At 57.0% G+C, this 11,664-nt stretch carries 13 protein-coding genes; 10 read left to right on the forward strand and 3 right to left on the reverse strand.

Annotation, left to right across the window (positions count from 1 at the left end):
- Window positions 1–1,254, reverse strand: a 1,254-nt coding sequence (locus IQ273_RS23625; RefSeq protein ID WP_194025607.1) for a phosphatidic acid phosphatase, incomplete at its 3' end; no start/stop codon positions are given.
- A 687-nt stretch (window positions 1,255–1,941) separates the two neighbouring features.
- Between IQ273_RS23625 and IQ273_RS23630 the strand changes: the two genes are divergently transcribed.
- From IQ273_RS23630 to IQ273_RS23660, 7 genes are all read left to right on the forward strand, one after another.
- Window positions 1,942–2,646 (forward strand): DUF2834 domain-containing protein, encoded by a 705-nt coding sequence (locus IQ273_RS23630; protein WP_194025608.1) that lies wholly within the window; start codon window positions 1,942–1,944, stop codon window positions 2,644–2,646.
- Window positions 2,647–3,049: 403 nt separating this feature from the next.
- The gene (locus tag IQ273_RS23635; RefSeq protein ID WP_228053694.1) at window positions 3,050–3,790 is read left to right on the forward strand and encodes a general stress protein; all 741 of its coding nucleotides are present in this window, start codon (window positions 3,050–3,052) and stop codon (window positions 3,788–3,790) included.
- 54 nt (window positions 3,791–3,844) lie between these two features.
- Complete coding sequence (locus tag IQ273_RS23640; RefSeq protein ID WP_194025609.1) at window positions 3,845–4,264, forward strand: hypothetical protein; 420 nt, start codon at window positions 3,845–3,847, stop codon at window positions 4,262–4,264.
- Window positions 4,265–4,331: 67 nt separating this feature from the next.
- Window positions 4,332–4,847, forward strand: coding sequence for a hypothetical protein (locus IQ273_RS23645; RefSeq protein ID WP_194025610.1), 516 nt, complete (start codon window positions 4,332–4,334; stop codon window positions 4,845–4,847).
- Between the two features lie 266 nt (window positions 4,848–5,113).
- Window positions 5,114–5,608 (forward strand): DUF411 domain-containing protein, encoded by a 495-nt coding sequence (locus IQ273_RS23650; protein WP_194025611.1) that lies wholly within the window; start codon window positions 5,114–5,116, stop codon window positions 5,606–5,608.
- A gap of 12 nt (window positions 5,609–5,620) precedes the next feature.
- Window positions 5,621–6,229: a 2OG-Fe(II) oxygenase gene (locus IQ273_RS23655; RefSeq protein WP_194025612.1), complete on the forward strand. Its 609-nt coding sequence runs from the start codon at window positions 5,621–5,623 to the stop codon at window positions 6,227–6,229.
- Between the two features lie 187 nt (window positions 6,230–6,416).
- The gene (locus tag IQ273_RS23660) at window positions 6,417–6,665 is read left to right on the forward strand and encodes a hypothetical protein (protein ID WP_194025613.1); all 249 of its coding nucleotides are present in this window, start codon (window positions 6,417–6,419) and stop codon (window positions 6,663–6,665) included.
- Between the two features lie 4 nt (window positions 6,666–6,669).
- On the opposite strand, the gene IQ273_RS23665 is transcribed toward IQ273_RS23660, so the two are convergent.
- Window positions 6,670–8,271, reverse strand: a complete 1,602-nt coding sequence (locus tag IQ273_RS23665) for an NAD(P)/FAD-dependent oxidoreductase (RefSeq protein WP_194025614.1) — start codon at window positions 8,269–8,271, stop codon at window positions 6,670–6,672.
- A 333-nt stretch (window positions 8,272–8,604) separates the two neighbouring features.
- Here IQ273_RS23665 and IQ273_RS23670 point away from each other — a divergent pair, with 333 nt between their 5' ends.
- The 3 genes from IQ273_RS23670 (at window position 8,605) to IQ273_RS23680 (ending at window position 11,060) form a co-directional block, all read left to right on the forward strand.
- The gene (locus IQ273_RS23670) at window positions 8,605–9,033 is read left to right on the forward strand and encodes a hypothetical protein (protein ID WP_228053702.1); all 429 of its coding nucleotides are present in this window, start codon (window positions 8,605–8,607) and stop codon (window positions 9,031–9,033) included.
- 95 nt (window positions 9,034–9,128) lie between these two features.
- Complete coding sequence (locus IQ273_RS23675) at window positions 9,129–10,382, forward strand: sodium:proton antiporter (protein WP_194025615.1); 1,254 nt, start codon at window positions 9,129–9,131, stop codon at window positions 10,380–10,382.
- 153 nt (window positions 10,383–10,535) lie between these two features.
- Window positions 10,536–11,060 carry a 3'-5' exonuclease gene (locus IQ273_RS23680; RefSeq protein WP_194025616.1) on the forward strand — a complete coding sequence of 175 codons (525 nt, stop codon included), beginning with the start codon at window positions 10,536–10,538 and terminating at the stop codon, window positions 11,058–11,060.
- Between the two features lie 9 nt (window positions 11,061–11,069).
- On the opposite strand, the gene IQ273_RS23685 is transcribed toward IQ273_RS23680, so the two are convergent.
- Window positions 11,070–11,630 carry a cupredoxin domain-containing protein gene (locus tag IQ273_RS23685; RefSeq protein ID WP_194025617.1) on the reverse strand — a complete coding sequence of 187 codons (561 nt, stop codon included), beginning with the start codon at window positions 11,628–11,630 and terminating at the stop codon, window positions 11,070–11,072.
- Window positions 11,631–11,664 lie beyond the last annotated feature (34 nt).

Here is an 11,664-nt window from a genome sequence, read left to right on the forward strand (position 1 = left end):
GCCCATGGGCAGCAGCCAGGTGCCGCCGCGATCGCCCCGGTTTTGGGCCATATTTTGCTGGCGGTTGTGCTCGTAGATGCGGTCCAGCACCTGGGTCTGACGCCAGACCTCAGCCCCTTCGCAGAACAAGTCGTTGAACTTGGCATCGTGGCAGGGGTTCTCGGTCGAGCCCCCCAGCACGCCCCGGCGAAATAGCTCTAGGCGCTGAGCATACACCTCGGGCCGCAGGCGACGGTGCACACACCACTTCTGGAACCAGGCATGCTTGAGGGCGTAGACCCCAGCCAGGCCACTTTGAATGGTGATGTCAGGGCCGCCTAGACTACCAAAGGCATCGGCGGTAGTAATGCCCCTGCCGTAGGGGGTGGCATCCGAGAGGGCAGCATTTAGCCCCAGCAGCGCAATGGTTGACCACAGCCCCGCCTGGTGGGGAAAGTCGATGTGTACCCACTGCCCACCATCGCGCAGGGTGGTGATGTAGCGCAGGCCATCAATGATGTCGGTGCCAGAGGGGTTGATGGTGCCGTTGTTAATCTGGTTCCAAGTGTCCAGGTCGGTCATGTAGTCGAGCCCAGGGCGCGGGTAGCGCTGCTGCTGACGAATCGGCTGGTTGCCAAAGTTAAAGTCTTGCAGCAAAAACTGGGAGACATGGGGGCCGACATTGCAACCCGCATAGGGGCCACGAAATAGGGTTTGGGGCGTGCATTCAAAGCCAAACTGCTCGTCAAAACCCAGGGCGTTGAGGTCGTCGCAGGCGGCTCGAATCAAGCCGCTGTTGGCATACTGGTCGAAGGGCACATCGCGGCAGAGGGCCATCCAGTAGCGCTCAACCATGTCGATGGCAGTACTGCGGCTGCTAAAGGCCGGTGCTGCGGCCATCCGAGATCCGTTGGAGTCGTTACCCGTCACCTGATAGGAAAAGGCATTGAGCGGATTGACCAGCGTGCGGCGACCGCCGAGCTGTACCTGCTCAAGCGCTTCTTGGGTACCGGTTTGTAGGGCATCGAGCAGCGATCGCAGCGATGCGGGGTCAACCAGCCCTTTAGCATCGTGTACCAAGGCCTTAGTAAACGAGGCGAACCCCGGAAAGCCAATGTGCTCAAACCGCTCCTCATCGCCATTGGTGGGTGGAACATCAAAGTTAAACCCATCAAAGGCTTCGTCACGCTTTCGGTCGCGAAGGTCGCGGGCCTCTTTGCGGCGGGCTTCAAAGTCGCGGCCAGGACGTTGCGTGTAGGGCTGGTAGTCAGACATAGAGATGTTCCTCAATGAATGGGCTGGTAACGGTTCGAGGGGTGGCTGACTCGCGTGTGGCCCCAAAGAGGCCGGGGGGAGCGCCAGGATGGGCGGCTTTTCAGGAGAGAATTGCAGCCACAAATATCTGAAAAGCTTCCTGAAGTCCATAGGGTAGAAGGGGGTTAAATCAGAGCTTTTAAACCAAACTCTGGCAGCCTTAGAGCACCACTGATGCGTAGAGAAAGCCACTAGCCCTTGGCAAATCAGCGTTCGGGACGGTTTTATCTACGCGATGTATCTAACGTAAACAAGCCAGCGCAAAAGCCACAGTACCCGCGCGGGTAAGATTTGCAGGTATGAGCTGCACGACCTGCGATCGCGCCATCTTTAGTAACAAAAAAAATTAGGCCCTAGCGGCAACAAAATACTTGCTAGAAGAAAGGTTCTAGCGATAGGTAAAAACCAAGCATTCAACGTTCTCGCCTACTTAGTAACTTGCGGGTTGATAGTGTGATCAGAATCCAGGTTTCGACTTCGCTCAACCTTCAGCTCTGTAGTAGGGCGGGCAATGCCCACCACTCACTCAGGCTGACATTACTCTCCCCAAGATCTCCTCCTGCGATTGTTTAGAACCCTTTACCCGGATAGAGCACACAGCCCCCTGACCAATTTGACAATCAAACTCATTCACGCAGGAGGTGCCAAATGGGTAGACGGTTAATTTTGGCCGCTATTTGGATTGGGTTTGTCGGCTACGTCCTTTGGTGGGCACCGCTCGATCGCCCCTATACCTGGACCTTTGCCCGTCATTTGGTAACGCTACACTGGGGCGAAATCAATGCCTACCTGCTGGCCATTTTTTGGCTGATGGGAGTTTGGCCCATGATTTACGCCTGCCTAATGTTTGCCGATGGCCGCATGCAGCCGTTTCCGGCCTGGCCTTTTTTTATTGGCTCAAATTTTACGGGGGTAATTTGCCTGCTGCCCTATCTGCTAGTGCGGCAGCGCAACCAAGTTTTCTACGGTGAAAAAGATGACTGGCTTAGCTGGTTAGATCGCCGATCTACTGGCGTTGTGCTATTAATGGCGGCGATCGCACTAATTGGCTTTGCGGTCATTACCGGCGACTGGCCCGACTTTTGGGCGCAGTTCCATACCCACGCCTTTGTACACCTGATTACCCTGGATTTTTGTCTGATGGGAGTTATTTTTCCGCTGACATCGCTGCTTGACGACGATATGCAGCGGCGAGGGGTTGATCAAACCCGATGGTTTTGGGCGATCGCGCTGGTGCCCCTGTTTGGCCCGCTGATGTATCTATGCTGGCGACCAGCGCTACCGGATAGCGACCAACAAACCTTTGATCGATTTGCCTATCTAAGCGCCACATCACAGCAAAGTCGACTGTAGTTGAATGGCACTGAAGTTTAGACTGGTGGGCACTGCCCACCCTATGGCAAGTCAAGGATTTTGGCAATCGCGAAACGTTTATTTGGTGGCTTTTAACTACAGTTCTGGTCAGGGAAGCTGTGATCTATTAACGCTTTGATTGGATACAGAGTCATCATAAAATCCTTATCCTTTGTACCATTTCTTTTAGTAATTAAACCTGTTCTAACTGGGCGAGCTTAGGTCAAAAAATCTCCTCCTTTCTACTAGCTGGGCTCTCTCCAATGAGCGATGAGGCAAGCCTGCCTTAACAGTTAAAACGGTAGACGATGCAGCAGTTGCCGCCTAATTTACGGCGTTTTCAACGCTTTGCCTATTCGGTTCTGCAACGGTTGCTGGCTTCACACAAAGGAGGAAGCACTCTATGGCTTCACAACACAGACGCGCAGTGGGAATTTTTCCCGATCGCCCCAGAACGGCCTCTGCTCTACAGGCGTTGAGTGACTCGGGCTTTGCCATGAGCCACGTATCGGTTATTGCCAAAGACTCAGATCGCCAAACCGCGATCGCTGGGGTCAAGGTCAAAGATGAAGCGAGCAACCAGGCCGACACTGGCGGTACCGTTGGTGCCGTTACCGGCGGTGTGCTGGGTGGTGTGACCGGGCTACTCGTGGGTCTCGGCACCCTGGTCATTCCGGGGATTGGTCCAGCAATGCTGGCGGGCGAAGCCGCTGTTGTGCTGTCAACGCTAGCAGGCGGTGCCGCCGGGGCGGCTGCCGGTGGCCTAGTAGGTGCCCTAATTGGTATGGGCATTCCTGAGCACCGAGCCAAGCACTACCGCGATCGCGTGGCCCAGGGTGACTATCTGGTCATGCTCAAAGATACCGAGCCTGAAATCGCTCGGGCAGAGCGCACTCTAAAGGCCTCTGGCATAGAAGATTGGGGCGTTTACCATGCTCCCGATGACACAGCTAGCCCGGCGGCGGGTTCACCCAACGCTACCTTCAGTGGGGATGTGCTCCCTGGTGATGGCCCTGTGGCCCCTGGCCGAGACAACCCCTACAACCGAGTCGACCACCCGATGGATCAGGGTTATCCCCATCGGCAGGGTACCGTTCCCCCGGTGGCAGGCTTACCCCACGCATCCAACCCGGTAGAGCCGTAGACCCACTTAGCCAAGCTAATCCCTGAATTAATGCATTCGTTGAGGAAAAAACCTGTGAATATTTTGAAATCTATCCGCCTTGGGGTAATCACCCTGTGCCTGGGCGTTGTGCTGTTTACCACTAGCGCCTGCGGCACCGCCACCCAAACTAGCAATCGGCTAGCCCCCACCGCCGCCTACAGCCAGCTCGAACGCGGCGATACAGCTAGCGGCGAAAACTATGGCCGTTGGGTCATGCAGACCGCCAGAGGGCTCGTTAGTGATGCCTATGTGCGCGACAACGACAAGCTCGGCGTGGTGATTTCTCCCGATGTAGCCCCTCGGGAAGTAAAACCCTTAGCCCAGTCTTTGGTACAGGGTTTCCACAAAAAATTCCCTAACCGCGACCTGAGCGTGTTGGTCTATGCCCCCGACAAAGAGCTGATTTTAACGGCCAACTACGACGATACGACCCGTCAGGTGGTCTACCAGTAGGCGGCTGAGCATTCCAACGCCACTTCAAAAGAATTAGCCCATTTCAAAAAGAAGAGTAAGACAGATTATGAGTAGCAGCAAAGACTATAAACGCCAGATCATGAACGACCTGGCCGGTGGCGACACCGAAAGCATTGACAGCCGAGCAACCCAGCCCGAGCGCGAGTACGCCAACTTCGACGACTTTGCCAACCGCTCTTCGCGTGAGGAGCGGCGGGAACTGGGGCGCGGTTTTCACCCCGATCGCATTCCCCCCAGCCAGATGGAGCCCGAACTGCGTAAGGCGATCACTCAAATTAAGCCCAAAGAGCGCGACGATGTCGCCCGCGACCTGTTTAAGCACCTGAAAGAGCGTGGTCTGAGCGATCGCGACCTGGAGAAGCAGCTGGGCCTTTCAACCCACCACGCCAGCCGCATGAATGAAGACGATGTCACCAAGCTGGCGTCCTTCACCTACCACAGCCACCCCGATATCTTCCAAGATGTGCTGGCTGACCAGCCCGGCATCATGAAGTTCTTCAGCAACCCGCTGGTGGGTGCCGCCGTGGGCGCGATCGCCGCTAAGTGGCTGGGCAAGCGCTAGATTGCCTCGCCGCCAAGTGGCTGGGCAAGCGCTAGATTGCCAGAGCCGATCGGCAACATCTGCTAAGAACCGTCGATAGCGGTTCCCAATAGAATGGCCAACCGGGCTGTTAGGATCTCAATCCTGGCGGCTCGGTTGGTGTTTAATAGTCAGCGGCAGCGACGGCGGTAAGCAAGTTGCTGAGGAGCAAGAATGCTGTCCCAGGGGCAGAGGTATCCTAAGAATAGGGACAAAGCCAACTGATAGGGCAAGGAGAAATGGATTACATGACTCGTCGTGGCCTACTCAATCGGCTGCTGATTAGCGTGCTGGTGGTGGCGATCGCGCTGCTGACTGCCCTCACTGCTCCGACCGCTGCCGTAGCGGCTGAGTTTGAGCAGCCCAATCTGCCTGAGCTAACGGTATACCGCAGCCCCACCTGCCGCTGCTGTGGCCACTGGGTTGACCACATGAAAGCCGCTGGGTTTCATGTGCAGGATGTCGTCACTGAAGACATGGCTGCCCTCAAGGCCCGCTATGGTGTGCCAGAAGACGCTGCCTCTTGCCATACGGCGGTTGCGGCAGGTTATATCATTGAAGGTCATGTGCCAGCGACCGACGTGCACCGCTTGCTGAGTGAGCAGCCCAATGTGCTCGGCATTGCGGCCCCCGGTATGCCTATGGGGTCTCCCGGCATGGAAATGGGCGATCGCGTCGACCCCTACACCGTCGTCTCATTTACCCAGTCGGGCGAAATAGCGACCTTTGCCGAGCATCCTTAACCGCCCTACCCAATGGCCTACTACCACTGCCAGCCCCAGGCCTTTTCTGACGCCTACCTTCACAACCTGCGGGGGGCAATTCAGTCGTGCCGCTACTTCGCCACCAACAACCTTAACCGTGATTTTGTCGGTACCAAGGGCTTCTCGGTGGTGTTCAAAGCGTCAGGCCGGGCCGAGGTCGATCGCCAGTTTCCCTACCTCAAGCCCTACCTCGACCAGGCGCTGCTGCCCGACTGCAACGCCTTTTACCTCAACACACTGCTGCTAAAGCAGGGGTCGCGGGTTGACCCGCACATCGATCGATCGCTGCGCTCGTACTGCAAAACCATCGACCCACCCGATCAGGTGAGCGTGCTCTACGTGCAGGTACCCACCGACCTGACCAGCGGCGAACTGGTGCTGCAACGGGGCCGACAGCGGGTAGCGCAGATAAGGCCCCAGACGGGGATGCTGCTGCATTTTCAGGGCAACCTGACCCACTCGGTGAATGCCATGGCCAGCGCTGGCCACCGCCTCAGCCTGGTGTGCGAACAGTACGCCCTCGATGACGACGCCCTGTGGGATATTCCTGAGTTCTTGATCGAGTCTAGAGCGCTCGCTGCGGCTAAGCCGAAGGCCTAGCGCTCTGCCAAGTGAAGGGATTAGGACACTTTGGAGGTGGGGGTGAAACCCAACAGCAGTACCCTTTGATTGGGTTTCGCTAGCGCTTTGCCCCACTGACTTGTCTAATCTGCTGCCGCTCTGCCCGTTAGAGCGGCGGTTTAGAGCCAAAATCAGTAAGCTAAGTCCATAGTATTGAGCTGTCGTAATGAGTTTGATTCAAGAAATATTTCTCGAAACCGATTGGGAAGAGGTTGAACAGGCCCGGGCCGCCTGCGACGAACGGGCTAACCAGCTGAGGGCTGAAGGCCACACCTGCACCTGTACGACCCTTTACCGCATCAACGACGGTCGGCGCGTCTTTTTGCTCGAAGCGCAGCACCCCGACACGCTTGAGCCCGAGCACCGGCCCTCTCGGCGCAAACCGCCCGCTCGACGGCCTGCACAACGAAGTTAAGCCATCATCCCTTAACTAAGCTCAGGGCGACGGCTTCGGCTACTCGAATACCGTCGATACCGGCGGATAAAATACCCCCGGCATAGCCTGCCCCTTCGCCTGCGGGGTACAGCCCAACGGTATTTAGGCTCTGAAACTGCTCATTGCGCTTAATGCGAATGGGCGATGAGGTGCGGGTTTCGACCCCGGTGAGCACGGCATCGGCCATGGCAAAACCGTGGATCTGGCGATCGAAGGCCGGAATGGCTTCGCGGATGGCCGCGATCGCGTACTCCGGCAAACTCTCGCTCAGGTCGCCCAGCGTCACCCCCGGCTTGTAGGACGGGTGCACCTCTCCAAAGGCGGTCGAGGGTCGCTGGGCCAGAAAGTCGCCTACCAGCTGTCCCGGTGCCTCATAGGTGCCGCCGCCCAGCTCAAAGGCCCCGGCTTCGAGCTGGCGCTGGAGGGCAATACCGGCCAGCGGCCCCTCGGGGTAATCGTCTGGGGTAATGCCGACGACGATGGCGCTGTTGGCGTTCGACTCGTCACGGGCGTACTCGCTCATGCCGTTGGTGACCAGGCGACCCGGTTCTGAGGCCGCCGCCACCACTTTGCCACCGGGGCACATGCAAAAGCTGTAGACCGTGCGCCCATTTTCGCAGTGGTGTACCAGCTTGTAGTCAGCGGAGCCCAGGCGGGGGTGCCCGGCCTGGTCGCCTAGGCGGCAGCGATCGATTAACGACTGGGGATGCTCAACCCGAAAGCCAATCGAAAAGGGTTTGGCCTCGATATAGACGCCCCGGTTGTACAGCATCTCAAAGGTGTCGCGGGCGCTGTGGCCTACGGCCAGCACCACATGGTCGCTGGCCAGGTAATCGCCATTCTCTAATCGCACGCCGCGCACCTGGCCCTGGTCAATATCAATGTCTGCGACTCGGTGCTGAAAACGAATTTCGCCCCCCAGTGCTTCAATAGTGGCCCGCATGTTCTGCACGATTTTGACCAGGCGGTAGGTGCCGATGTGGGGCTTGTTGATGTAGAGAATCTCGGGACTAGCTCCGGCATTGACCAGCTCGGTGAGCACCTTGCGGCCATAGTGGTGGGGGTCGCTGACCTGGCTGTAGAGCTTGCCGTCAGAGAAGGTGCCCGCACCGCCTTCGCCGAACTGCGCGTTAGATTCGGGGTTGAGGGTTTTCTTGAGCCAAAAGCCAAAGGTATCGACGCTGCGATCGCGCACCGATTTGCCCCGCTCCAAAATAATCGGCCGAAACCCCATCTGCGCCAGCATCAGCCCCGCGAACATACCGCACGGCCCCATGCCAATCACAATCGGGCGGTTCTCAAAGCCCGCAGGAGCCTGGGCTACTGGATGGTACGTCACGTCCGGTGTGGGCACCACGTGGGGGTCTTTCTTGAACCGCTTCAGCAGCGCCTTTTCCTTCGGCGTCTCGACATCCACGATATAGACGAGGGTGATGTTGCCCTTTTTGCGCGCATCGTAGCTGCGCTTAAAGATGCTGAAATGGTTTAGGTCTGCCGCCGACAGGTGCAGCTTCTTGAGAATGGCCTCTTCAAGGGCGGCTTCGGGATGGTCGAGGGGCAGTTTGATTTGGCTGAGGCGTAGCATACAGAGTTGCGAAAGGTCCCAGGGCAGCGCAGAAACCGATCATGCCACACTGACTCGGAGTTCTGCACAGGCGCGATGGTCAACGACCGGCTCAGAGGGCGATCGCTCGTCAGGAATAGTGGGCCTAAGCGCTGTAGAGGTGAATATCAACCAAATTCAAGTCCAGAGGTGAAGTTTGCCAATCGGAAAATTTCACGTCCCGAACTGAGCTTGGTAGAAAACACCATTTTGAGCGGCGCTCACAAAGGATAGGTCACGATGAAATTAACGTTGGGCTGGGCTTTACTGGGCAGCTTACCCCTGAGCCTGTTGAGCAGTCTGGGGTAAGCTGCCTTGGCCAACACCATTGAACTCAGCGTATTACCCCTCTTAGACGCACCAACGGCCAACTGTCCCGAATATCTCATTGCCCATGAAACCGTGCAGCCCTATGTTGAGGGCAGCTTTGCGACCAACGGCATGATCAAACTGCGCGACATCGCCACCAATATTCAAGTCTCCCAATCCGATCGCTTCAGCACCACCTGGGTGGGCACGCTCAGGCCCGAATACCGCAATTGCCAGGCTTCCGGCGGCATGCTCAGCATTGATGACGAAACGTTTGAAGGGCATTCCTATATCCGAGTTCAGCTGGCCGATGGTCAGGTCAAAGCCATTCTCGATATGACCGGCATGAGAGATGCAAATGGGTTTACAACGGTAATCACGTTCAAGGGCCTGCGCGATGGAAACCCCCGCTGGACCTGGGGTGGCACTGATTAACGGCTGGTCAGGGAAAGATCTACCTGAGGTTGCACTGAGGGACTGAACCCAGCTTCTACAGTGTAGGAACGGTTAATTTTCCTATCTAAACATTTGTGGATATTTATATTCTCGATCTGCTGGTTATTGGCTTGCTGCTGCTGGCAGTAACACTAGGGTCTGGGTGGATCGGGAGGTTGCCCCTATCCTACGCCTTGATTTACCTGGTGGTGGGGGTTTTACTCAGTCCCTACGGGTTTAATCTCATTCGGGTGCGGCCCGATGCTCAGCTGCTAGAACGGCTGACAGAGATGGTGGTTTTAATTTCTCTATTTAGCTGCGGGCTTAAAATGAATCGGCCCATTAAAGCCTGGGCCTGGAACTCTACCATTCGCCTAATTGGCTTTTTGATGCCGCTCTCCATTTTTGCGATCGCCGCGATCGCGCACTTCGTCCTCAAGTTGGAGTGGGGAGAAGGCATTTTGCTGGGGGCTATTTTGGCCCCTACCGACCCCGTTCTCGCCTCCGAGGTGCAGCTGTACGATCCTAAAGACCGCGATGAACTGCGCTTTGGTCTCACCTCTGAGGGTGGTCTTAACGATGCCCTGGCGTTTCCCTTCGTCTACTTTGGGCTGCACTGGCTAGAGGATAACAGCTGGCAGAACTGGTTCAGGCAGTGGGTAGCAGTAGATCTGGTGTGGGCGATCGCGGCGGGGCTGGCCGTGGGAGTGCTCGTCGCTAGAGGGGTTTGCTGGTTAGAGCAACGGCTCGAAAAAAGCCGTGCTATCGACGATTTAATGGAAGATTTTGTTGCGCTTAGCACTATCTTGCTGAGCTATTCTGTGGCTGAGCTAGTGCACGGCTACGGCTTTTTGGCCGTTTTTGTTGCTGGGGTCACCATGTACCAGGGGTGTAAGAGTGCTGACCGATCGGCCTCTCGTCTACGGTTTATGGAACGGCTTGAAAAACTATCTGAAGTAGGCACTATTTTGCTGCTGGGGTCGCTATTGCGCCACGCACCCATGCTGCGCTTTGCAGGCCCAGCCCTGGTGATCGCGGGCTCACTGCTATTTGTGATTCGTCCCCTGGGCGCGTGGGTTAGCACCATTGGCTCGCCCGTTCACCCCAGCACACGCTGGCTGTTTGGCTGGTTTGGCATTCGCGGTGTGGGCTCCCTTTACTATTTAACCTATGCCCTAGGTCAGGGTCTAGAGGGCGAAACAGGCGAACTAATCGCCTGGCTAACCTTGATCACCGTTACCGTCTCAGTGGCGCTGCACGGCATCACCTCAACGCCTATCATGCAGTGGTACGAGCGCCATGTCGAAGGCAACAACGCATTAGAGAAAGAGCTGCCCAACCCCGACTAATCCAATCCCGCCTATTCCCGCCTAATCTTGACTGATAAGTAACGCACCCGAGTCAGTGGCGCGTCCGAGTCGATAAGCATTGCAACGAAGTATCGGGTGGGCTGGTATAGAACGGGTATCCTAGCGGAGGCTCTGCTCGGTTAAACACTGCCCATGACGACCTTCGTTGCCCTCGACTTTGAAACCGCCGATCGCTACAGAGACAGCGCCTGCTCAATTGGCCTGGTGCGGGTCGAGCAGGGCCAGGTGGTCGATAAAGCTCACTACCTAATTCAGCCTCCGCGACGGCAGTTTGAATTTACCTACATCCACGGCATTACCTGGGATCAGGTGGCGAATCAGCCCACGTTTGCCGAGCTGTGGCCCCAGCTAGCAGCAACGTTTGCCGGGGCAGATTTTTTGGCTGCCCACAATGCCTCCTTCGATCGCAGCGTGCTCAACGCCTGCTGCAGGGCCTACAACCTTGCGCCCCCGCTGCCGGAGTTTGTCTGCACGGTCAAGCTGGCCCGTCAGGCGTGGAATATTCGCCCCACCAAGTTGCCCAACGTGTGCGACTACCTGGACATACCGCTCAACCACCACGATGCCCTCTCCGATGCTGAGGCCTGCGCGAAAATTGCGATTCTCGCGCTGAGACACTCCGTAAACGCCTCAGCGCTGGCCGGGGTGCCAAGGTAAAAGCCCTGGCTACGCTGCCGCCTGGGTGGCCCTATTGCCGTTGAGAACCCCCGTCTCAGCGCGCACATCCACCGTGCCGCGAAACATGTTCATGCCGCAGGTAAACTCGTAGCGTCCCGGCTGGGTAGGGGTAAATTCGATCGCCGTAGTCTGGTTGACAGGCAATTCTCTAGCAATGCGAAAGTCAGGAAATCGCACCGCCTCTAAGCAACTGCTGGGATCTTTACGGTAAAAGTTGAGCCGCACCGGCTGCCCCGCCTGCACCACAATCTCGCTAGGGTCGTAGCCACCATCAACGGTGACAGTAATCTCTTGCACGCCGTCGGTGGCGCTGGCCCGGCGCGACCTAGGCTTACTGAGCAAAAACCACCACAGCTCTAGCCCAATCAGGCCCAAGCCCGCTCCAGTGACAGCTACCTTCGACCACAGGGGTTGCTCAATTCGCTGAAACTGCCCGGTTGGCTCGGTCATATTGTCGTCGTGGGGCATTTGAGCCGGAGTGCCAGTGGTGAGGCCGATCGCCAAACCTAAGCTGGCCAAGCTGGTGAGGATGAAAGGTCGGATTTGCATAGCAAGTGCTTTTTGTGGGGCAGGGGAGTGGGAG

Source organism: Nodosilinea sp. LEGE 07298, assembly GCF_015207265.1.
GTDB lineage: Bacteria > Cyanobacteriota > Cyanobacteriia > Phormidesmidales > Phormidesmidaceae > Nodosilinea.